Raw genomic sequence first — 19,793 nt, 5'->3', positions numbered from 1 at the left:
GTTATATTTAGTATAGTACTACTATAACAAATAATTGCATACAGTTGAAAACATATAAAAGGAGGGAGACACGTCGATGTATATAAGAGACCTCAGCGTAGAGGATGCTGCGTGTTTTATTGAACTGAATAAAAAGCTTGATGCTTCCGGATTCATGCTTTATGGGCCTGGAGAGAGACAGACTACAATCGAAGCTCAACAGGCGGCCATTAAGAAATTTGAACGAGATGAATCGGTCAAGTTTCTAGTAGCAGAAGATCAAGGGAAACTTGTCGCCCAAATGGCAGCATTTAAAGGAAAATTAAAGCGTAAAGCACATTCTGCTTATCTCGTTCTGGGTGTAGACGAAGCATATCGCGGGCAGGGTGTCGCTTCAGAACTTTTTCAGGAAATATTCGGTTGGGCTCAAAGGCAAAGTATTTCAAGGTTGGAATTAACGGTTATTAAAACTAATATCCCTGCACTTAATCTTTACAAAAAGATGGGGTTTAGTATAGAAGGAGAAAAAATTGATTCACTGATGATTGATGGACAGCCGGTCGATGAATATTATCTCTACAAACGATTGTAGACAACGAAACTTGCCTTCAATTTTCTATAGTTTCTGAATCGCTTCGACTACTGTCTGCCATTCGTCAGTATCCGGATTAACTATTTTAAAATGCTCAGCTTCCGGCAAGATGATTAATTCAATGTCTTCATCCACTGATGATGCTTTATCATGATATCCAATACTGACATCAACAGGAACGTGCTGATCAAGCTTACCGTGGATCAGGACTTGCTTGACGTTTAGTGGGAGTTGCTCGATCGGTGAAGCAGAATGGTAATCATCAGGAACCTCTTTTGGCGTTCCGCCGACGAATGTGGAAACAGGACTGTCAGTATTGTTCTTAGTGTGTATAGTCCACATTTTACCGAGGTCAGCGACGCCAGCCAGGCTAACGACCCCTTTAATAGGTGTAATGAGTCTTTTTTTGTATTCTGCATTGCTCATATCAATACAAGAAGCAGCCCAAAGTGCAAGATGACCGCCAGCTGAGTGACCAATTAATATTACTCTGGATAAATCAAGTGAGTACTCATCTTGGAGTGTATCGAGGTGATTAATCGCATCAATGACGTCTTCACACGTATCTTTCCATGTCTCAATTTCGTCTGTACGTCGGTATTCTATGTTCCAAGTCGCGTATCCGCGTTCTGTCAAATCTATAGTTAAAGGGGTATTTTCGTCCAGGTCGTACTTTTGACGCCAGAAACCACCATGTATTGACACAATTACTGGAGAATTTCTTTGGTGAGATGGCGCCCTTAGGACACCGTATTGCGACGGATGGTTTCCGTATTGTATTTTGTGTGAATCGCTCAAAGTAAGCACTTCCTTAAGAGTTTGTATTCATTTATTGTACCAGTTGAGGCAAGTAGACCCCCCTCAATGACCCACATATCATACATGAGTTATAAAAGGGGGGTCTAATTTACTTGATTAGTTTTTTAGATAACGGTGCAACGCCTAAACTTTGAATGACTAATGATGCTACTACAGCAGCAAAAGAAAGCGAGACAATGAGGTCTTGTTCTCCTGAGTTCATCGAATAAAGACTCAGTATCAGGAAGACAGACATCGAGCCTTTGAGTCCGGCCCACGTAATGACAGTCGATTCCCGCCAGCTGATCCGGTTTCGCCACTTGGAAAAGGCTTGAGTACTTCCCATCACAATAACAAAGCGTACAACGACCGATAGAACAAAGATAATGAGAGCAAACACCCAGCCATCAAATAAGAGAAACTCTTTGGCTTCTATTCCGATGACCAGAAAAAGCAAAGAAAGTATCGATGGTTCTACAATCGTCCAGAAACCATCAAGATTCTTTTTGAATGCTTCTTCTTTTTTAGAACGCGCAAATTCGAATGAAAGCATAATACCAGCAGATACAGTCGCTAGTACACCAGATACGCCGATTGCTTCTGCAATGTTGAAAATGCCATATGCCAAAATGATACTCAACATAACGTGGTATTCCTGGTGGTGTGAAATGTAAACAGCCTTGCTCATCAGCCAGCCGAAAGCGACACCGAGTAGCGTACCCCCAAGAGAAACAAGTAAAAACTCACCGAAGAAAGTCGCAATGCCTGCAGACTGGCTTTGTACAAGCATACCGGAAAGTGTGCTGAATATGACGATACTCGTCCCATCATTCAGCAGTGATTCTCCTTCAACTACATCGGCAATGGTTTCGTCCCCCGCAGCTTTCTTGATGATTGAAACAACGGAAACAGGATCAGTCGGAGTCAGAATGGCAGCGATGACCAACGCACCAAGAAATGAAATGGAGACAAACGGTCCACTGACAAGGTATATAAGCGATCCTAACAATCCGACAGTCAATATTATGCCAATGGTGGCCAAGAACGTAATGATCCCAGCATTCTTTTTAAAGTCTCCTGCCGAAAACTGGTAGGCCGATGTAAACAGTAATGCTGGCAAGAAGACGTGGTAAATCGTATGTTCTGTCACTTCTACGTTGGAAAAGTAGGGGATGAATGAAAGAACGATACCAATCCCGACCAATATAACCGGTACAGGGAAGTTGTCTTGCTTTTTATCGATGGTAAAGACTATGTAGCCGATAAAAAGCAGTAATATAATTTGTGAAATAGCCATCTCAATCCCTCCTGTGTGAGTGATAGTGATGTCTTCCCTTCGCTAAAAATACTAAACTTCGAAACTAAATTTTATTTTCACTGAAAAGCTCAGTACACTGATAGTTTTAAATCAAACGAGTGCTAATTGTCTAATAAGAGGGTTTTGCGAAATATTAATTCAAGTTGTGCTGCTTTAAATTAGCACAGTTGATCTTTCCCTTACTCACACTGTAAGATCGTTTCGCTTTAAGTGTACTCGCTAATACTGACTGGTGTATTGCTAAATTAGATTTATCAGCATTTAACGAATCACATTCTACTGATGAAGAAACTGTGTTCAGTTCATTCATGTAATTTTAATGCTTATTTGGCAAACCATTTAGGAATACGCGATAGACACTAAAACGACTACGAGTAAAACCATGCTTGTCAGAGTTGAAATCAGCAGTTTTTCGGGAAATGGTTTCGCTTTTAGAAAATAAGAGATGAATTCTATTGATAGCGCAAACAAAAGTACACATGTCGTTATAAGCATCAGAAAAGCAACTAAGTTAATAGTCATGGTTTCCATCCCTTCAGTATATATTTTCAATTATTCAACGGTTTGAGTTAAGATTAACATAACATGATGGAAAATTAAGGAGGAAATAATGGTTGGTTTCGTAGAAATAGACGAGAATAATTTTTATGAAGTGGTAGCACTCGAACTTAAAGAAGATCAACGCAAGTTTGTTGCACCGAATGTACGCTCCATTGCAGAGTGCTATCTTTATAGAAATGATAATGATGTTTTTCCATATGCCATTCAGGATGGTGAGAAAGTTGTAGGGTTCATCCTTATAGACCTAGATGAAGACGCACATGAATTCATGATTTGGCGCATGATGATAGATAAGAAGTATCAGCATTTAGGCTATGGCAGGGCCACAGTCGAGATGGCATTAGAGATGGCGAAAAAAGAAGGCAAATACGACACTTTCATTGCAGATTACGTAAAAGGTAATGACATTATGGGACACATGCTTGAATCCTTGGGATTCGTTAATCATTCGTTTGATAACGAAAATAATGAATACGTAATGCACTTCAAATTGAATTAGTACATAAAATTTAGACTAACAGGAGCAATTGAAATGAACAAAGCAGTGTTTTTCGATATGGATGGCACATTGTACAAAACAGAGCTTATACTAGGAGACGCATTAAATCAGACATTGAATAAACTGGATACACTGAATATCCGCTATGTTGAACAGCCGATGAATAAATACAAGAAAATAATGGGGGTGCCGATGACGGAAGTCTGGAATCAGCTATTGGTTACGCGGAGTGAAGAAGATATCAAATCAGCAAATGGTTTACTTCAAGAGCATTTGATTACAAACATCAATGATGGAAAAGGGGAGTTGTATCAAGGAGTAGAAGAAGTGCTGAGCCATATAAAAGAGCAACGCTATAATATTTATATTATCAGTAATGGCGAAAAAGCATATCTGGATGCGATATGCGAACACCATAATCTAGAAGGATTAGTTGATGGTGTCTACAGCATTAATTTAATTAACACTTCCGATAAATCTGATCTTGTAAAAAAAGTGATCGAAGAAGAATCGGTAAAAGCCCACTACATGGTGGGAGACAGAGCATCCGATTTTAAAGCAGGAAAGGATAATAATATCGAAATCATCGGATGTCGATTTTACTTTTCTAATGATGAGGAACTAAAAGAAGCAGATTATACCGTAGATTCCTTCAGAACAATTAAGCAAATAATCAATTGACTTTCTATGCAGCACCCTGAATGTTAGCTGAACCAACAGTATTAATCGGCATATATAGTAATTATTGAATGCAAGTTGTTACTCGAGTGAATCGAAATATAAGTTCTACTTAAATATATAAAAACATTGAATACATCGGAACATCTATTTATGGTGATTCCGATGTTTTTTCATTAACTGCCAACTGGAAACAAATAATCTGAAGTATGATTTTTGCTCCCTCTATTTTTTTGGAATACTTAGGTGAATTATAAAACACGACTTAAATAATTCAAAGTTCTAACAACTTCACATTTTATCTATCAGATTCTTAGTTGTTTTAATACAAAAAATGGATTATTTATATATATATGTTATTTATAAACTGACGAGGGTAAAAGTTGATTAAGCCATTATCAGCTGAGTGGAAAAGAGGAAACCGGGTGTGGGAAGAAGTGCCGGACAGTTGACACTCTATCGCTTTTCAAAGTTGATATTCCTATTCACTCTGTACCTCTCATTTTTAGTTTATGTTTTCTGTAATCTTTTTATTTGATGACGGTTGTGTACTCAATAGTTCGACGTGCATTGATTTAGGAAGGGGGAGATCTGATGAAGAAAACTAGTTTTATTTTAATTGGACTTTTATTGCTTTTAGCACCGGGATGCTCGAATGGAGACGTACTCTCAGAACGTGTCTACAACATTAAGGTAGATCTCGAATTTGAAGAAATGCAGGACAGTAGCCTTACATTTCCTGTCGCATTTGAAAACGGGAACATCGAAGTTCAAGTCGGAGACCAACCAACAGGAAAGTATTCGCTCGGAGAAAATGTATTGGATATGAGTTTAAGTGAAGCGGATGGAAATATGGAATTTACCATTACCGAACTCGAAGCTCAAGACGAAGAAGCCAGAGAGTTAGAGGGTGTACTATCAGAATTTGAATTTGACTCAATAGCTCAAGAAAGCGAGTTGGCTTTGAACATGATAAGAAACGGTGCAACCGGTTCTACAGTCAGAATGACAAGGATTGATGATGAGTAATACATTCATAAATAAAAAGGGGTATGAGCTATCTTATTAAGTCCTCATACCGCCTTTTTTATTTTCTTTTCCATGAGGCCAGTATTTGAAAATATTCGGAGCGGATATTAAGATGATGAACATCCAAAAGTCGAAATTGGTATAATCCCAAACCCTACTATTTGGCGTGCCATAAATGGCTTTTAGACTTACTACTAAAGCAATCAAATACACAGGAATGAACAACACAATTTTAAGATCAGATGTGTCGTCATCCTCTTCCTTCTCCTCGTCTGTCTTGTCATACTCTCCTATTTTAATATTTTTAGACCTTACATCCATTAAAGCGGCTATCAATCCCACTACTATAGTTAGTATGATGGGACCAAACTGCACATACCAGATCATTACAGGTATGTGGTAAAGAAAGTCGCATACGATAGCCCAAGTTACAATGAATATTAGCCAGGGTCTAAACAGAAATTGCCACATCATTTATATGCCTCCATTTCTTTAGTATAATATTAACAAATTATGAATAATTTATAAATTGTGTGGGAGGTATTTTATGAGTTTGGGCATTGAGCGTGGGAAAGTATTTTTAGTTGATTATGATAGAAATTGGGCTAGAGAATACGTTGCAATCAAAAATAAAATTGTTGAAGCAACAATTCTTAGAGATTCTCAAATCGAACACGTTGGAAGTACTTCTATACGTGGTTGCCGTGCTAAGCCTATCATTGATATTTTAGTTGGTGTGGAGGACTATAAGAGTTTAGACAAGGATTTCTATAAGCAAATGCAGAATATTGGATATTATCGCCTCCAAGTTTCAAGAGAAGACTCTATTGTCATGGCAAGCTTTAAAGATAATGATTTTTCTATACATACATGTTTCATTCACCTTGCAAACTATCCATCATTAAAATGGGAGGAAATGATAAAGTTTAGGGATATATTGAACAGTAATGTTGTTCTGCGTGATGAATACATCTTTCTAAAAAACCATCTACAAGAACAGTATTGGGATGATCGATCCACGTATACCAAAAGAAAGGGAGTCTTCATCAAAAAAGTATTAGAAAATGCATCATCTGATTGACTCGTAAGATTCGAATAATGATTAGGTATCTAGCGCAATAACCCTGCATAATCCTTTAAAAAGAGTAGACGATCCGATGGAGTGTCTACTCTTTTTAAAGGATTATCTAAATTGGTTGAACTGGTTATCGCCTTTTTCTTGGTGTAGTTGTTTTTCTACATCAGGTGTTTGACCTTGTGTTTCAACTTGTTTTGCCTCATCTTTTGATTTTTCATCGCGATAGTCACTTTGCTTGGCTTGGGCTTTTTCCTTCATTTGTTCAGCCTGCTTCTTACCGTCATGCGCCTTCTGTTCAGCTTCTTCCTTCATCAGTTCTTGCTGACTTTTCTTTTCGTCTGCCATGATTTCACACTCCTTGTATTTTTCCTTTAATTGTTTTTACCTTTCTTGATGGATATTTAAACAATTGTAGGTTGAATAGGAATCATCATAAGATACTAAAATTGCAGCATCCACTTCTTAAAAAACTAAACTATGTAAGTTACATATAAAAAATGGATACGGGTATTAGAATTAATGACAGACATTATATTTCGTCTATGAAATCGATGTCGTAAGGGAGGATAAAATGGAAAACTGGCTTACCTATATTATGAATAATTTCGGCTATATCGGGATTACGTTCTTGATGGCTCTAGAAAATATCTTCCCACCAATACCCTCTGAAGTAGTCCTGACTTTCGGTGGTTTTATGACAACCCAGTCAAGTTTGAGTATTGTTGGTGTTATCCTTTCGTCGACTACAGGGTCGGTTGGTGGCGCTATTGCATTGTATTATTTCGGCATGTACCAAGGACAGAAAAGGATTGAGAAAATTGTCGATAAGTGGGGGCATATCCTCCGTTTGAATAAGGAGGATATCGATAAATCGAACAATTGGTTCAGCAAATACGAATCATGGGCGGTGTTCTTGTGTCGCTTCGTTCCCCTGATGCGCAGCATCATCTCAATCCCTGCGGGAATGGCTCATATGAACATTCTGTTGTTCCTCGTATTGACGACCATAGGCACACTGATCTGGAATACTGTCCTTGTGTATCTTGGTGCTTCTGTCGGTGGCTCCTGGCAGACTATCGTAGGATATATGGATATCTATTCGAGAGTCATGTACGGCATCCTCCTACTAGTGATAATTGTTTTGATTGTTGTATTGATAAGAAAGAAAAAGAAACGATAAATTCATCGTTTCTTTTTACATAGAGTGAGTTTAATTCTAAAAGCGACGTTCTTCTTGGAATTCAATTTTTTCTAAGCGAAACTGCTCAAATGCATATTCTGCTACTAAAGCGTAAATTAAAAATCCTAGATATGAAAACAGTCTATAGGGTTCATTCTGAACGCTATAAGTGACAACAATAAGCAAAATAATAAAGATAATCATAGAAACTGATCGCCATAAGCTGGAGCGAATTTCGACATAATCTCCATCATTTACAGTGATTTTACTTTTTTTAGAAAGGAATTGAGAAACACTCAATTCAGCGACAGGACTATTAATTTCAATTTCTTTCTCTTCCTCATGAAATACCTTATCGACACGTTTTCCATCTATTCTAATTCTTATCGGCAGTGCTACCCCAATAAAATTTGTACTTCTCTTAATAGTAATTGACATTACTGTCTCCTTTAATAACTGGTAGTGTATGTAAACCAGTATAACAAAATTGGTATATTTTGCATTATAACGTGTAAAAAGAATAGAACTATGTTAGTGTATTAACTGTATTAATTATAGAAGTACAGATAATATAATGACTAAGGAGTGAACACAGATGTCTGAGTCAGCAATGTCAATCAAAGGTTTACATAAGACAATCGGCCGTAAGAAAATCATCAAAGATTTGAACTTTGATATTCGTCCTGGTGAAGTTTATGGATTCATAGGACCCAATGGGGCAGGGAAGACGACGACCATACGTATGATGGTTGGATTGATTGGTATCACATCAGGAGACGTTGTGATTAAAGGAAACAGCATCAGAAAGAATTATAAAAAAGCCATCAGTGAAGTCGGCGCGATTGTAGAGAACCCAGAGATGTATCCATTCATGACTGGCCGGCAGAACCTCAAACATTTTGGACGTATGACAAACGGGGTCTCTAATGCACGTATTAAAGAAGTCATAGACCTGGTTGGTCTTGAGAATGCGATTAACACTAAAGTCGGTAAATATTCCCTCGGCATGAGACAGCGTCTTGGAATTGCTCAGGCATTGTTACATCGCCCCTCTGTCTTAATATTGGATGAACCAACAAATGGACTAGATCCGGCTGGGATACGGGAGATAAGGCAGTATATCCGAAAACTTGCAGTCGAAGATAATGTCTCTGTCATTGTTTCAAGTCATTTATTAAGCGAGATTGAACTGATGTGCGATCGCATCGGGGTCATCAAAAATGGTGAGTTGATTGCCGTTAGGAATCTGCATGAAAAGACGGATAGTGAACAGAGAATCGTTCAGTTAGATGTGCATCCAATGGATCAGGCACTCGAAATTATACAAAACGAACCCAATATCAAAGTGCTGGAGACGAATGAACAGCTTCAGATACAAATCAACCGCAATGATGTCCCCCGCCTTGTAACGACATTGGTTGATAAAGATGTTCAGATCTATGGCGTCAGCGTTTTAAAATCTACCTTGGAAGACCAGTTCCTTGAAATGATTGGAGAGAATGTCATTGGCTAACTTGTTCAACCTTATTAGAAACGAACTTGGAAAAATATATATCATGAAGTCCACCTGGGCCATGTACATATTTCTAATTGCATTTGTTATTCTCATTTTAGTTCTAAATACAGTAACTGATTCGGTTGATTCGGAAACGACTTATACTGATGATTGGCAAACTGAATTACAGGAAGAAAACCAAGCACTAACTGAGGAAATCGATACAGCCGGTGAAAATGATCCGTTCATTGAATCGGAAAACATGAGTCGCATTCAGCAGAATAATTATTTGTTAGAAAATGATATTAGGCCTTATGGTTATCATGCTGGCAGCTTTGTTCTCGAAAATGTATTTACATCATCACTTGTCAGCTTATTCGTCATTATCATTGCTGGCGGAATCGTAGCTAATGAATTCAGGTGGGGAACCATCAAGCAACTCTTAATCCGCCCAATTTCAAGGAGCAAGATACTGCTCTCGAAGTACATTGCTCTGCTGCTGTTTACATTCTTTACCGTTGTATTTTTGCTCGTTGTTAATACTATTGTAGGAGCAATATTCTATGGTGTTCCTGTCATTAACCCAGAAGTCATTGTTGATCGACCAGATGGTATGGAAAGTAATACTTTACTCTCTGAAATTTTTATGCAGTATGGTTTCAGGGTACTGAACATCATTGTATTGGCAACATTTGGTTTCATGATCTCTAGCATATTTAGAAGCAGCGCGCTCGCAATTGGACTGTCTATGTTCTTGATGTTTATTGGAACAACAGTGGCGCAAGCCATGTCACAATATGAGTGGTCAAAATATATACTATTCGCAAACACGGATCTTTCAGTCTATTTTTCTCCGTTTGGGCCGATCAGAGAAGAGATGACCATTGGATTCTCGATAGCTGTTATAGCGGTATATATGATCGTCTTTATTGTTGCAGCATGGAGCATATTCACAAAGCGTGATGTTGCATAATAAAAAAGTGGGATGACAGCTATTGTCATCCCACTTTTTTAGTGGCGTTTAGCAAATATTACCAGAGATATAAACAGAGTCGATATTACTAACGAAGCAAAAATTTGAAAAAGTTCAAATGGCGGCCAGCTGATGAAATCAAACTGAGTAACAGTCATGAAAATCATGAGATAGATAAAAACCCCAAAGAGAGTTACCATCGTCGCTTTATGCCTTATCAATTTCATTCGTTCGTCTTTTTCCACAAACTGAGGATGCAAATACGCCATACAAAAGCTTAAGATTGTCATTGAAGCAGAGACGTAGAACAATGGAGTAGGTCTCGAATCTGATGCAACCGCGGTGAACGTGAAAAGAAATGTCAGAGCGAGAAAGAATACACCTAGAATCAGGTAAGTTTTTCTTGAAGATTTCACCATCAATTCCTCCAAAATCTATTTACTTATAGTCGTTTTCTTCGAGGGTAAAAATCGTTTCTACGGGCGTTTTAAAAAATTCTGCTAAGATCATCGCCAAGGGCAGAGAAGGATTGTACCTGCCTTTTTCAATAGATATAATTGTCTGCCTTGAAACCCCCAATTTCTCAGCTAGATGATCTTGGGAGTATCCATATTGTTTTCTAAGCTCAGAGACACGGTTTTTCATATGCATCCACCTCTGAGTAAAGACTAAGGTAAAGTTTGTTTTACGTCAAGTAAACTTTACAATACATCATTGTGATTACAATTTTTTTATCAGAGAGTGGCAAATTTCAGTCTTATATAAATTTATACGTTGGTGCTTTGTCGCTTAGTCTTTGATAAGTTGATTAAAACAAAGTGATATTTATCAATAACAATTTAGGAGGAATTTAGATGAGCATCGAGAACGATCTATATCAAGCGGCAATAGATTTGATTGTAAGAAGATATCCTAAAGGGTGGGGTGGAGCTGCGGCAATGTATACAGAGGATGGAGAAATTCTAACGAGTGTAGCCCCTGAGGTGCTTGTTGCTTCGACTGAGCTATGTATTGAAACAGGGGCGATTATTGAAGCGCATAAACTCAATACGAAGGTTACTCACACAATTTGTGTTGCTAGAGAAGACGAATCTTCCGAATTTACGATTCTATCGCCGTGCGGTGTTTGTCAGGAGCGGCTATTCTACTGGGGTGAAGACGTGAAGGCAGCTGTAACCAACCCAAGTAATGCACTCATCTACAAAACACTTGGCGAATTACAACCGCATCACTGGTACAAAGCTTATAGTGAGTGAATAATTACTTTATAAGTCTATCTGCATTTCTTTTCCACTCTGTCTTATCTATTATTTCCAAAGAATATTGATCAAGGCTAAGCATAAGCAACAATAAAGTTAAGACAATCCCAATATATAACCAAATGTTTTCAAGTACAATGTTCGAGAATATGCTAGTTATAATCAAAAGAAAGAAGAAAGCGCACATTATGATATGGCTCGTGACTGAAGTTTTGATTACAAGTATATCTCCATCATCGACTAAAACTTTATTGCTGGAAATGCCGTATTGGGTTGCATGCAATGTCATTTCATTGCTAGGCACTTCAATTTCTACTTCTTCTTTTGTTTCCACTGCACTTACCTTTGTTCCATCTAACATTATATTAATAGGCATTAGTGATCCCGCCCAACTGGTTCTTCTTAAAATTTTAACAGTCATTTACAATTTCCTTTCTAAAGATTGTCGATGATGTATAGGCCACCGCAATGAGAAATTTGGTGGTAATGATAATTGCTGATGGAGGACAGGTCCGGATCAAGCTCACCATTGATAAAATAGTACTCATCAGTATCCCAAATACGGTCGTTATCGAGACGACAGGCATCATGACTTTCTCTGTCCTCAAAAGAGATATCCCCAATCAGTATTTTTCCATTATCTTTGAGTCGTGCCAGTAGACGCTTGAGAATGTCTATCTTTTCTTCATCGTCAAAGTGGTGCAGTGTATAAGTACTAATGATGAAGTCGTAGCTATTGCGGTTGATTTCAGCAGGCAGTCCTTTGGCAATATTCCATTCAATCAGATTAGCATCTTCCATTTTTGGTTGTGCAATTGATAGCATCTCCCTAGAAAAATCAATGCCATCAATATCATGACCATGCTCATATAATCGGGTTGAGAGTACCCCTGTTCCAATACCGATATCAAGTATTTTTGCATGTTCTTTCTTCATTATCTCTTGGAATATCATATTCATTATTTCTTTATAGCCAGCAAAAGGATATGAATCGTCTTGCGAACTAATTTGTACCGTTCTATCGTAGTCGTTTGCCCATAAGTCAAAACCTTCATTGTTCAGCATTAATTTTCCTCCATGTTTTAAACTTGCATAGAATTGTTATACATATTATATAATCCTACCATTCCTTCTATATATTTCAATAAAGTTATTGGAATATTATGATAGAATCGATATTAACAAAGATTAAAAGAGGGGTACGAATGGATAACAGAGATAATAATTTAGAAAAGGATAAGAAACAGTCGAAGCCAGAGGTACTCATTGTAGGAACTTTCCATTTCACAAAAGGTGGGGACCTAGTGGATAGTAGCACGGCAGTCGATATTCAGAGTGATGAGGAACAGATTAAAGAACTGGTTTCAATACTTGCGCAATTTAGTCCTTCAGCACTCGCGGTAGAAATCACTAAAGATAGGAACGAAGCATTGAATAAGGAATACCAAGAGTACTTAAAATATGGAGATAATTTCGAAAGGAATGAAGTTCATCAAGTTATGTTCAGATTAGGAAAGCAACTTGGACACTCTAACATTCATGCTTTGGACTGGATGGAGTCCGTTGGAAACAGAGGAATCGGAGACGTTGCCGAATGGGCAAAAGAATATCAAAAAGATAAGTTCGATAGTGTGATGAAAGTATTTAATGACAATCCGATCCGTTCGGATAACAGCATTTTAGATAATCTACAGCTTATCAACGACCCCACATACCAAAATCGTGAGCATAGAGGATATATGAATCTTGCACAAATTGGTGAAGGAGAGGAATACGTTGGTATAGACTGGTTGCGGTGGTGGTATCAGCGCAATTTGACTTTATACAAAAACGTGGTGGACATTATTCACTCTGGAAATGAAAAGGTCCTCCTTCTCATTGGCGCAGCACATGTATATTTGCTAAAACAGTTTATCGAGGAATCGGGTGAAGCCAATGTCATCATCTTTAATGATTTTTTAAATGATATATAAAATCTTTAAAGACTCTTGAGGATTCAGGTAGACCATGCATTATATCAAAAGTATATGTTCTAAATGTATCTTTAATGTAGATGTGTTGTAAAACACTATTGATATGTGCATGGGACAATTTTAAATGTTGTATATCTATCTTGTTTTTCTTTATATACTTGGTATAAAGGAGGTAGTGCATATGAAAATCAAGCTATTAAGTTTACTGGTTATTTTCATGATCATACTCGGAGGTTGTTCAAATAACAGTAGTGAATTGGAAGGACAGAATTTCAAAGTTTTTTCATGGAGTCCCGATATTTCCCCTGAAGACGTTGCAACAGATAATTTCAATCTATATTCAGCCTTGGAACTTGAGTTTAAATCGTCCGATAATGTTGAGGTAAAATCAGGTGCAGAGCTTTTTAAAGGTAAGTATACATTCGAAAATAACATACTTAGTATGCAGCTAGAGAGCGAGACCAACGAAGAAGCGTTAGTGTTAAGCATTAGTGATGTAACAGAGCACGATCAGAATGAGAATCTATATACTGGTACCATTTCCGAATTGAAAATCGAGACTGGCCAGTACAATAGTATAGGCAATAATTTCTTTTTGGGTGAATATATAGGCCTTCACACGGGGCGTTGAAGCAATCGAATATATGAGTGACTGGTAAAAGGGTAGTACGTTTTAAATGCAAAATGACTCTCTTCACCTCTATGGATGAAGAGAGTCATTTTTTATGAAGCATGATTAGTCGTAGCGAGATTTATTGTGCTAGAGCAGCCATCCACATTGATAACTGCGGTACGAATGCAATCAGTATGAGACAAATAATCATGACGATGATGAAAGGAATCACCGCGACTGTCGTCTTCTCTATTTGAACTTTACCGACACTTGAAGCGACGAACAGATTGACACCAAGCGGCGGTGTAACAAACCCAATTGCGAGAGCAACGACAAGAATGATGCCGAAGTGGACTGGGTCGACTCCAACTGCAGTAACCACAGGCAGCAAGATTGGTGTAAGTACGACGAGTGCTGATATTGTATCGATAAACATCCCGACGACGAGTAGGAACAAAAGGACGACAGACAGGATGATAAATGGATTAGATGATAAGTCTGTCAAGAACGTTGCGATACTGCTCGGTATTTGCTCAAGTGTCATAAAGAATGCAAACGATACGGAGAAGCTGATGATGATCATTGTTGTTGCATTGATGATAATCGTTTCCATAAAACCTTCGTATACAGATTTAAAATCAAGCTCTTTATGTATAAAAATACCGACAATCAGAGCGTAGACGACAGCTGTGACGGCTGCTTCTGTCGGAGTGAATATTCCGCCATAAATGCCACCGAGTATGATAATCGGAATGAGCAATGCCCATTTTGCTTCATTCAATGCTTTGAGAACATCTTTGAAATGAAAGGATTGGGTTTTTTCGGAAGGCTTATATCCTTTTGCTTTGGATATGAAGTACGCAGTCAGCATGATTGCCACACCTACTAGCAAGCCAGGTAAGATGCCTGCCATAAAAAGCGCCCCTACAGAAACATTACCCACCGCTCCGTACAATACAAGTGGAATGCTGGGAGGAATGATGACACCAATTGAACCTGCAGTAGCAGGCACAGCGGCGGAGAACCCTTGATCATAATTTTTGGCAACCATAGCGGGAATCATGAACCCCCCGATTGCTGCCACTGTAGCTGGACCTGAGCCGGCGATGGCTGCAAAGAACATGCATGCAACGATAGTGACGAGAGACAATCCACCGGTCATCCACCCGACAAGCGTAGAGGCAAGATCCAACAACCTTTTAGATATGCCACCTTTGCCCATCAGTACACCAGCCAGTATAAAGAAAGGGATGGCTAGCAGTGGAAAGGAGTCGAGAGAAGTAAAGGCTTTCTGTGCAATGAGATTGATTGGTAGATCAGTGCCGAACCAGATAGCTGCCAACGCAGAAACTCCAAGAGAAATAGCAATCGGTACACCAATAAGGAAACAGATGATGAAAACACCAAATAAAATCAATACCGTCATTGTACTGCCTCCTCAGAAGAATCGTAGTCTTTCCTGTAAATATCGATCATTTGTTGCACAAGTCTCACCATCATGCTCAATGCACCGAGTGGTACAGCAAGATAGGGCAGCCAGAACGGGATCTGCGTGGCAGGGGTGACTTGTCCATACTGCAATGTCGTCAATACAAGCTGTGTGCCGAAAATCGCGACAAATAAGACCAGTAAAAACCATATAACAAGTGCTAACATGTCGATAATTTTTCTTGTTGTACCTTTGAACAGATCGATGAACGCAGTCACTTTAATATGCTCCCGTAGCTTCACTGCATAGCCAGCACCAATCCACACTTGGAAGATGTGGACGTACCTTGCTGCTTCCTCGGTCCAACTTGGCGCACTTTGGAAGATATACCGACCGATCACTTGTCCGAAAATAAGCGCCACCATCAGGATGAGGGTACCGATAAGGAACCCTTCCTCAATTCGATTCATCTTTTTAATCATTGTCATGCTCCTTTTGTGGATGCTACTCGAACAATCTATTCATCTTTAGCTTCGAATAGTTCATCTAATAGATTGTTGCCGAGTTTCTCATCGTACTTTTCTAGTACAGGTTCAGCCGCTTCGACAAATGCCTGACGTTGCTCATCGGTAAGTTCATTCACCTGGACGCCTTCATCTTTTAGTACTTGCAAATACTCCTCATCTTGCTCGCGCGCCAATTGGCGCTGCTCATCCCGGAACATGATGGAAGCCTCCATGACGACCTCTTGCAAGTCTTCAGGCAACTCCTGATAGAAGTCATTGTTCATAAGTAAGGCTGTCGGCATATAATAGTGATCACTTAGTGTCATATAGTCTTGTACTTCATACAGGTTGCTTGTGTAGTAGAGTGAAATGGGCCCCTCCATTGCATCATAGGTACCTTGCTGAAGTGCAGTGTACATCTCTCCGAAAGCAAAAGGTGAAGCATTGGCACCAAATGCTTTAAATATGTCGGTCTGTACCGGACTTTCAAGCGTCCTAAACTTCAGTCCTTCAAGATCAGATGGTGTATGTATTGGCCGCTCATTGTTTGTGATATGGCGAAATCCATTTTCTGCAAAAACAAGACCTTTCAAGTTATCTTCCTGCAAATCATCCAGTAGACTCTGACCAAATTCACCGTCTAGAACTTTATAGGCCTCTTCGTGGCTATCAAAAAGGAACGGTAAATCGAGTAGCATAAAATTCTGATTAAATGAAGAAACCACTGCAAGTGCTGGTATCGTCATCTCCACGTTGCCAAGCTGGACAGCTTCGACCGCTTCACGGTCAGAAGGGAAGAGTGAGCCACTTGGATATAGTTCGACCTCAAGCCTGCCACCTGATTCTTGCTCCACTTGTTCAACGAATTTTTCCGCGACGATATGGGAGGAATGGCTTGGAGAAACGAGATAGGCCATACGTATGATGGTTTTGCCTGAAGATTCATCGGCATTCGGGCGGCCGCATGCAGCGAGTATCGTCGTCATCGCAAGTAAAAGATAAATGATTCTTTTCATAATGAACACATCTTTCCATTTAGAAAATATTAGCTCCAAATCATTATTCGAAATTAAATTATAATGACTAATCTGATAAATGCATATGTAATCAATATAATATATAAATATGCTATAGTATTTCAGTAACTTTGTAAAGGATGCATATAAAATATAAGCAGGGAGGAATAACTATGAAATTCATCGGAATCGATCTTGCTTGGACCTATAAGAATGAGTCAGGTATATGCGTACTTAATGAATCCGGGGAAGTCGAGCGATTGGATGCCGCTGTTTTCAGTAACACGGATATCACCGATATCATAATGGCATACCGAGGGGAACCTATGACTATAGCAATAGATGCTCCACTTATCGTCAATAACGTGACAGGTGGAAGAGGGGCTGAAAGTGCCTTGATGCGTGCCAGAATAAATGGCCACAGACTGTTCGCTTTCAACTCGAGTAGAAGTTTTCTTACAAAGCGTTTTGGTGATATTCGCGGTGAAATACTCACAAATGAAATTAAGAGCGTCTTGCCGGAAGTAGAGATTGGTTACAGACATAACGAAACAAATATTGTAGAAACGTTCCCAACCGGGATATGTTGTGGACTTTTCCCGGACATGTTTCCAATCAGATATAAAAAGAAGAGAAGGGTATCTTTTAAAGAGTCCTGTGAAGAAATGGAACGACTGATTGAACGGTTCAGTCGGATAGAGGACGCTGGTGAAGTTAGAGGACTTATGACTAAGCTCTCTAGGGAAGAAAAGGGCTATACGCGTAGATTGCACAAACATTTAGAAGATAAGATCGATGCATTTCTTTGTGCATATGGAATGTATACTATATATAAAAAGCAATCCGGAGTGAACATATACGGTGACGAACAAGATGGTTTCATTCTGATTCCTGTCAAAATAGATAAAACTTTAAATTAATTTTACAGATACTACTAAATGCATTGACTGAAAATTCTGGAAGGTATAATATGGTGGTTAAGAATACGCTTACATATTAATTTATATGATTCGGCGCATTCAGTAAAGGAGACTCACTATTAAGCGGCTTTGAACTTGCCACATCAAATGCAGTTAGAGACAATTTTGAAACCGTAAGAAAACAACATCAACAGGAGGGGTAAAATGCAAGGGAATCGTGGAGTAGTTTACACTGGAGCAGGTAGCGTTGAAGTAAGGGACATCGAGTATCCAGATCTCGTGCTTAAAGCAGGACCGGGGGTTCCGGAATCGAATGTTGGTCGTAAATGTGAACATGGCGTCATTCTTAAAGTCATTACAACCAATATTTGCGGAAGTGACCAACACATGGTTAGGGGACGGACGACAGCACCAGAAGGATTGGTACTCGGTCATGAGATCCTTGGAGAAGTTATTGAAGTCGGTAGAGATGTGGAATTTGTTAAAAAGGGAGATATTGCCTCTGTACCGTTCAATATTGCATGTGGCCGATGTGTCATGTGTCAGGAACAGAAAACTCATATTTGTCTAAACACGAACCCTGAGCGTGCAGGTGCGGCGTATGGATACGTTGACATGGGTGGCTGGGTAGGCGGCCAATCCGAGTACGTGATGGTGCCATATGCAGATTTCCAGCTACTGGTTTTCCCAGATCGCGAAATGGCCATGGAGAAAGTGCTTGATCTGACCATGCTTTCCGACATCTTCCCAACAGGATATCACGGTGCGTACACAGCAGGCGTAAAAACAGGTTCGACTGTGTATATTGCTGGCGCAGGGCCAGTCGGACTTGCTGCTGCACACTCAGCGCAACTGCTAGGTGCTTCGAGAGTTATCGTCGGTGACCTTCAGGAAGATCGTTTGAAGCAAGCAGAGAGCTTTGGTTGTGAAACGGTGAATGTATCGAAGCACGATCGCCTTGGTGAACAGATTGAACAGATACTGGGTACTTCCGAAGTGGATTGTGCTGTAGATGCTGTTGGATTTGAGGCATCCGGCCATGGTGGGGGCGAGCAGCCAGCTGCCGTACTCAACAGCATCATGGACATCACAACAGCAGGCGGAAAGCTTGGTATCCCTGGTCTTTACGTTACAGAAGACCCAGGCGCAGAAGATAAGGATGCACAGCAAGGGACATTGAAAGTCCGACTCGGACTGGGCTGGGCAAAAGCACATACATTTGTTACTGGTCAGACACCAGCAATGAAGTATAACCGTGACCTGATGAAGTCTATCCTTTCCGGCCGTGCAAATATTGCCAAAGCAGTTAATGCCACTGTGATCAGTCTTGATGAAGCGCCAGACGGCTATAGAGACTTCGATAAAGGGGCTGCTAAGAAATTCGTTATCGACCCACATGGCTACTTGAAGTAACATATTAAGGTATTACACTGTAGTTGCCGGACTTTAAAGTCCGGCAACTATATACATAAGTTTAGGAGAATTAGATGAAGTGGTTCAGGAACAGCCTACCCTTTTTTGTGATTGGTTATGCTATTATTTGGTTCGTTGTCATTTTAAATATAACAGAAGAACCTCCTTTTTTAGCGCCGCTTGCCGTCATGATACTGGGTGTTGTTTTCACCTCTGATATTGATGATTTGTCCGACGATGCTAGAAAAATTGATTCGTTTTTAATACGCAGTCTTTTTTCAGTAGTGATGGTTGGTTTATTCATCAATGAGATAATCACCAGTATTACTTTAAACCAATTTGGTTTAGTTTTTTTAGGTACCTATTTTACTTTGGAACTATCAATTCATAAGATAAAACCTTTGAAGAATCTAATCATCAGCGTATTTGGATCGAACGCAAAAGACTAAACCCCCCGCAAAACCGTTTCTCGGTTTTGCGGGGG

Annotated in this window: 26 protein-coding genes; 14 read left to right on the top strand and 12 right to left on the bottom strand. The window is 39.4% G+C overall.

Annotated elements, in window-relative coordinates:
• Positions 1 to 76 precede the first annotated feature (76 nt).
• The gene (locus ACFOJ8_RS06545; protein ID WP_380654259.1) at positions 77 to 571 is read left to right on the top strand and encodes a GNAT family N-acetyltransferase; all 495 of its coding nucleotides are present in this window, start codon (positions 77 to 79) and stop codon (positions 569 to 571) included.
• Between the two features lie 24 nt (positions 572 to 595).
• Here ACFOJ8_RS06545 and ACFOJ8_RS06540 read toward each other — a convergent pair whose 3' ends face one another.
• From ACFOJ8_RS06540 to ACFOJ8_RS06530, 3 genes are all read right to left on the bottom strand, one after another.
• On the bottom strand, positions 596 to 1,369 hold the full coding sequence (locus ACFOJ8_RS06540) for an alpha/beta hydrolase family protein (RefSeq protein ID WP_380659903.1): 774 nt from the start codon (positions 1,367 to 1,369) through the stop codon (positions 596 to 598).
• A gap of 109 nt (positions 1,370 to 1,478) precedes the next feature.
• Positions 1,479 to 2,666, bottom strand: coding sequence for a cation:proton antiporter (locus tag ACFOJ8_RS06535; RefSeq protein WP_380654253.1), 1,188 nt, complete (start codon positions 2,664 to 2,666; stop codon positions 1,479 to 1,481).
• Positions 2,667 to 3,026: 360 nt separating this feature from the next.
• The gene (locus ACFOJ8_RS06530) at positions 3,027 to 3,209 is read right to left on the bottom strand and encodes a hypothetical protein (protein ID WP_380654251.1); all 183 of its coding nucleotides are present in this window, start codon (positions 3,207 to 3,209) and stop codon (positions 3,027 to 3,029) included.
• Positions 3,210 to 3,297: 88 nt separating this feature from the next.
• On the opposite strand from ACFOJ8_RS06530, the gene ACFOJ8_RS06525 reads away from it, so the two are divergent.
• From ACFOJ8_RS06525 to ACFOJ8_RS06515, 3 genes are all read left to right on the top strand, one after another.
• A complete protein-coding gene (locus ACFOJ8_RS06525; RefSeq protein ID WP_380654249.1) occupies positions 3,298 to 3,747 on the top strand; it encodes a GNAT family N-acetyltransferase in 450 nt (149 codons plus the stop codon).
• A gap of 33 nt (positions 3,748 to 3,780) precedes the next feature.
• Positions 3,781 to 4,428, top strand: a complete 648-nt coding sequence (locus ACFOJ8_RS06520; protein ID WP_380654246.1) for an HAD hydrolase-like protein — start codon at positions 3,781 to 3,783, stop codon at positions 4,426 to 4,428.
• 591 nt (positions 4,429 to 5,019) lie between these two features.
• Positions 5,020 to 5,454, top strand: coding sequence for a hypothetical protein (locus ACFOJ8_RS06515; protein WP_380654243.1), 435 nt, complete (start codon positions 5,020 to 5,022; stop codon positions 5,452 to 5,454).
• Between the two features lie 36 nt (positions 5,455 to 5,490).
• Here the strand turns inward: ACFOJ8_RS06515 and ACFOJ8_RS06510 are convergent, their stop codons facing one another.
• The gene (locus tag ACFOJ8_RS06510) at positions 5,491 to 5,928 is read right to left on the bottom strand and encodes a hypothetical protein (protein ID WP_380654241.1); all 438 of its coding nucleotides are present in this window, start codon (positions 5,926 to 5,928) and stop codon (positions 5,491 to 5,493) included.
• A 73-nt stretch (positions 5,929 to 6,001) separates the two neighbouring features.
• On the opposite strand from ACFOJ8_RS06510, the gene ACFOJ8_RS06505 reads away from it, so the two are divergent.
• Positions 6,002 to 6,535 carry a GrpB family protein gene (locus tag ACFOJ8_RS06505; protein WP_380654238.1) on the top strand — a complete coding sequence of 178 codons (534 nt, stop codon included), beginning with the start codon at positions 6,002 to 6,004 and terminating at the stop codon, positions 6,533 to 6,535.
• 102 nt (positions 6,536 to 6,637) lie between these two features.
• Here ACFOJ8_RS06505 and ACFOJ8_RS06500 read toward each other — a convergent pair whose 3' ends face one another.
• Entirely contained in the window at positions 6,638 to 6,877 is a 240-nt protein-coding gene (locus tag ACFOJ8_RS06500; RefSeq protein ID WP_380654235.1) for a hypothetical protein, read from the bottom strand.
• Between the two features lie 226 nt (positions 6,878 to 7,103).
• Here ACFOJ8_RS06500 and ACFOJ8_RS06495 point away from each other — a divergent pair, with 226 nt between their 5' ends.
• Complete coding sequence (locus ACFOJ8_RS06495; RefSeq protein ID WP_380654232.1) at positions 7,104 to 7,712, top strand: DedA family protein; 609 nt, start codon at positions 7,104 to 7,106, stop codon at positions 7,710 to 7,712.
• Between the two features lie 36 nt (positions 7,713 to 7,748).
• Here ACFOJ8_RS06495 and ACFOJ8_RS06490 read toward each other — a convergent pair whose 3' ends face one another.
• Positions 7,749 to 8,150 (bottom strand): hypothetical protein, encoded by a 402-nt coding sequence (locus ACFOJ8_RS06490; protein WP_380654229.1) that lies wholly within the window; start codon positions 8,148 to 8,150, stop codon positions 7,749 to 7,751.
• A 157-nt stretch (positions 8,151 to 8,307) separates the two neighbouring features.
• On the opposite strand from ACFOJ8_RS06490, the gene ACFOJ8_RS06485 reads away from it, so the two are divergent.
• The gene (locus ACFOJ8_RS06485; protein WP_380654227.1) at positions 8,308 to 9,225 is read left to right on the top strand and encodes an ABC transporter ATP-binding protein; all 918 of its coding nucleotides are present in this window, start codon (positions 8,308 to 8,310) and stop codon (positions 9,223 to 9,225) included.
• A complete protein-coding gene (locus ACFOJ8_RS06480; RefSeq protein WP_380654225.1) occupies positions 9,212 to 10,180 on the top strand; it encodes an ABC transporter permease in 969 nt (322 codons plus the stop codon). Before ACFOJ8_RS06485 ends, ACFOJ8_RS06480 begins: the two co-directional genes overlap by 14 nt.
• Before the next feature lie 438 nt (positions 10,181 to 10,618).
• Here the strand turns inward: ACFOJ8_RS06480 and ACFOJ8_RS06475 are convergent, their stop codons facing one another.
• A complete protein-coding gene (locus tag ACFOJ8_RS06475) occupies positions 10,619 to 10,825 on the bottom strand; it encodes a helix-turn-helix transcriptional regulator (RefSeq protein ID WP_380654223.1) in 207 nt (68 codons plus the stop codon).
• Between the two features lie 209 nt (positions 10,826 to 11,034).
• Here ACFOJ8_RS06475 and ACFOJ8_RS06470 point away from each other — a divergent pair, with 209 nt between their 5' ends.
• The gene (locus ACFOJ8_RS06470; RefSeq protein ID WP_380654220.1) at positions 11,035 to 11,436 is read left to right on the top strand and encodes a cytidine deaminase; all 402 of its coding nucleotides are present in this window, start codon (positions 11,035 to 11,037) and stop codon (positions 11,434 to 11,436) included.
• A 4-nt stretch (positions 11,437 to 11,440) separates the two neighbouring features.
• Here ACFOJ8_RS06470 and ACFOJ8_RS06465 read toward each other — a convergent pair whose 3' ends face one another.
• Both ACFOJ8_RS06465 and ACFOJ8_RS06460 read right to left on the bottom strand, forming a co-directional pair.
• Positions 11,441 to 11,800: a hypothetical protein gene (locus tag ACFOJ8_RS06465; protein ID WP_380659902.1), complete on the bottom strand. Its 360-nt coding sequence runs from the start codon at positions 11,798 to 11,800 to the stop codon at positions 11,441 to 11,443.
• Between the two features lie 74 nt (positions 11,801 to 11,874).
• Positions 11,875 to 12,504 (bottom strand): class I SAM-dependent methyltransferase, encoded by a 630-nt coding sequence (locus tag ACFOJ8_RS06460; protein ID WP_380654215.1) that lies wholly within the window; start codon positions 12,502 to 12,504, stop codon positions 11,875 to 11,877.
• Positions 12,505 to 12,644: 140 nt separating this feature from the next.
• Here ACFOJ8_RS06460 and ACFOJ8_RS06455 point away from each other — a divergent pair, with 140 nt between their 5' ends.
• On the top strand, positions 12,645 to 13,412 hold the full coding sequence (locus tag ACFOJ8_RS06455; protein WP_380654212.1) for a DUF5694 domain-containing protein: 768 nt from the start codon (positions 12,645 to 12,647) through the stop codon (positions 13,410 to 13,412).
• A 181-nt stretch (positions 13,413 to 13,593) separates the two neighbouring features.
• On the top strand, positions 13,594 to 14,043 hold the full coding sequence (locus ACFOJ8_RS06450; RefSeq protein ID WP_380654210.1) for a hypothetical protein: 450 nt from the start codon (positions 13,594 to 13,596) through the stop codon (positions 14,041 to 14,043).
• A 121-nt stretch (positions 14,044 to 14,164) separates the two neighbouring features.
• Here ACFOJ8_RS06450 and ACFOJ8_RS06445 read toward each other — a convergent pair whose 3' ends face one another.
• Genes ACFOJ8_RS06445 through ACFOJ8_RS06435 form a run of 3 tightly spaced genes read right to left on the bottom strand, consistent with a single transcriptional unit; the run spans position 14,165 to position 16,976 of the window.
• Positions 14,165 to 15,451, bottom strand: a complete 1,287-nt coding sequence (locus ACFOJ8_RS06445; protein ID WP_380654207.1) for a TRAP transporter large permease — start codon at positions 15,449 to 15,451, stop codon at positions 14,165 to 14,167.
• Complete coding sequence (locus tag ACFOJ8_RS06440) at positions 15,448 to 15,936, bottom strand: TRAP transporter small permease (protein ID WP_380654205.1); 489 nt, start codon at positions 15,934 to 15,936, stop codon at positions 15,448 to 15,450. The genes ACFOJ8_RS06445 and ACFOJ8_RS06440 overlap by 4 nt, the downstream gene beginning before the upstream one ends.
• 35 nt (positions 15,937 to 15,971) lie before the next feature.
• Entirely contained in the window at positions 15,972 to 16,976 is a 1,005-nt protein-coding gene (locus tag ACFOJ8_RS06435; protein WP_380654202.1) for a TRAP transporter substrate-binding protein, read from the bottom strand.
• A gap of 173 nt (positions 16,977 to 17,149) precedes the next feature.
• Between ACFOJ8_RS06435 and ACFOJ8_RS06430 the strand changes: the two genes are divergently transcribed.
• From ACFOJ8_RS06430 to ACFOJ8_RS06420, 3 genes are all read left to right on the top strand, one after another.
• Positions 17,150 to 17,896 carry a DUF429 domain-containing protein gene (locus ACFOJ8_RS06430; protein WP_380654199.1) on the top strand — a complete coding sequence of 249 codons (747 nt, stop codon included), beginning with the start codon at positions 17,150 to 17,152 and terminating at the stop codon, positions 17,894 to 17,896.
• A gap of 204 nt (positions 17,897 to 18,100) precedes the next feature.
• Complete coding sequence (gene fdhA / locus ACFOJ8_RS06425; protein ID WP_380654197.1) at positions 18,101 to 19,309, top strand: formaldehyde dehydrogenase, glutathione-independent; 1,209 nt, start codon at positions 18,101 to 18,103, stop codon at positions 19,307 to 19,309.
• A gap of 74 nt (positions 19,310 to 19,383) precedes the next feature.
• Positions 19,384 to 19,758, top strand: coding sequence for a hypothetical protein (locus ACFOJ8_RS06420; protein ID WP_380654195.1), 375 nt, complete (start codon positions 19,384 to 19,386; stop codon positions 19,756 to 19,758).
• The last annotated feature ends 35 nt before the right edge of the window (positions 19,759 to 19,793 follow it).

Source organism: Salinicoccus sesuvii, assembly GCF_042648145.1.
GTDB lineage: Bacteria > Bacillota > Bacilli > Staphylococcales > Salinicoccaceae > Salinicoccus > Salinicoccus sesuvii.
Note: the sequence above shows the minus strand (reverse complement) of the source record. Positions and strands in the feature narration are given on the sequence as shown.

Bases quoted from the DNA above. Each gene is read 5' to 3' on its own strand.
- ACFOJ8_RS06545 (WP_380654259.1), top strand. From the start codon at position 77: ATGTATATAAGAGACCTCAGCGTAGAGGATGCTGCGTGTTTTATTGAA.
- ACFOJ8_RS06535 (WP_380654253.1), bottom strand. From the start codon at position 2,666: ATGGCTATTTCACAAATTATATTACTGCTTTTTATCGGCTACATAGTC.
- ACFOJ8_RS06530 (WP_380654251.1), bottom strand. From the start codon at position 3,209: ATGACTATTAACTTAGTTGCTTTTCTGATGCTTATAACGACATGTGTA.
- ACFOJ8_RS06525 (WP_380654249.1), top strand. From the start codon at position 3,298: ATGGTTGGTTTCGTAGAAATAGACGAGAATAATTTTTATGAAGTGGTA.
- ACFOJ8_RS06520 (WP_380654246.1), top strand. From the start codon at position 3,781: ATGAACAAAGCAGTGTTTTTCGATATGGATGGCACATTGTACAAAACA.
- ACFOJ8_RS06515 (WP_380654243.1), top strand. From the start codon at position 5,020: ATGAAGAAAACTAGTTTTATTTTAATTGGACTTTTATTGCTTTTAGCA.
- ACFOJ8_RS06510 (WP_380654241.1), bottom strand. From the start codon at position 5,928: ATGATGTGGCAATTTCTGTTTAGACCCTGGCTAATATTCATTGTAACT.
- ACFOJ8_RS06505 (WP_380654238.1), top strand. From the start codon at position 6,002: ATGAGTTTGGGCATTGAGCGTGGGAAAGTATTTTTAGTTGATTATGAT.
- ACFOJ8_RS06500 (WP_380654235.1), bottom strand. From the start codon at position 6,877: ATGGCAGACGAAAAGAAAAGTCAGCAAGAACTGATGAAGGAAGAAGCT.
- ACFOJ8_RS06495 (WP_380654232.1), top strand. From the start codon at position 7,104: ATGGAAAACTGGCTTACCTATATTATGAATAATTTCGGCTATATCGGG.
- ACFOJ8_RS06490 (WP_380654229.1), bottom strand. From the start codon at position 8,150: ATGTCAATTACTATTAAGAGAAGTACAAATTTTATTGGGGTAGCACTG.
- ACFOJ8_RS06485 (WP_380654227.1), top strand. From the start codon at position 8,308: ATGTCTGAGTCAGCAATGTCAATCAAAGGTTTACATAAGACAATCGGC.
- ACFOJ8_RS06480 (WP_380654225.1), top strand. From the start codon at position 9,212: ATGTCATTGGCTAACTTGTTCAACCTTATTAGAAACGAACTTGGAAAA.
- ACFOJ8_RS06475 (WP_380654223.1), bottom strand. From the start codon at position 10,825: ATGAAAAACCGTGTCTCTGAGCTTAGAAAACAATATGGATACTCCCAA.
- ACFOJ8_RS06470 (WP_380654220.1), top strand. From the start codon at position 11,035: ATGAGCATCGAGAACGATCTATATCAAGCGGCAATAGATTTGATTGTA.
- ACFOJ8_RS06465 (WP_380659902.1), bottom strand. From the start codon at position 11,800: ATGTTAGATGGAACAAAGGTAAGTGCAGTGGAAACAAAAGAAGAAGTA.
- ACFOJ8_RS06460 (WP_380654215.1), bottom strand. From the start codon at position 12,504: ATGCTGAACAATGAAGGTTTTGACTTATGGGCAAACGACTACGATAGA.
- ACFOJ8_RS06455 (WP_380654212.1), top strand. From the start codon at position 12,645: ATGGATAACAGAGATAATAATTTAGAAAAGGATAAGAAACAGTCGAAG.
- ACFOJ8_RS06450 (WP_380654210.1), top strand. From the start codon at position 13,594: ATGAAAATCAAGCTATTAAGTTTACTGGTTATTTTCATGATCATACTC.
- ACFOJ8_RS06445 (WP_380654207.1), bottom strand. From the start codon at position 15,451: ATGACGGTATTGATTTTATTTGGTGTTTTCATCATCTGTTTCCTTATT.
- ACFOJ8_RS06440 (WP_380654205.1), bottom strand. From the start codon at position 15,936: ATGATTAAAAAGATGAATCGAATTGAGGAAGGGTTCCTTATCGGTACC.
- ACFOJ8_RS06435 (WP_380654202.1), bottom strand. From the start codon at position 16,976: ATGAAAAGAATCATTTATCTTTTACTTGCGATGACGACGATACTCGCT.
- ACFOJ8_RS06430 (WP_380654199.1), top strand. From the start codon at position 17,150: ATGAAATTCATCGGAATCGATCTTGCTTGGACCTATAAGAATGAGTCA.
- fdhA (WP_380654197.1), top strand. From the start codon at position 18,101: ATGCAAGGGAATCGTGGAGTAGTTTACACTGGAGCAGGTAGCGTTGAA.
- ACFOJ8_RS06420 (WP_380654195.1), top strand. From the start codon at position 19,384: ATGAAGTGGTTCAGGAACAGCCTACCCTTTTTTGTGATTGGTTATGCT.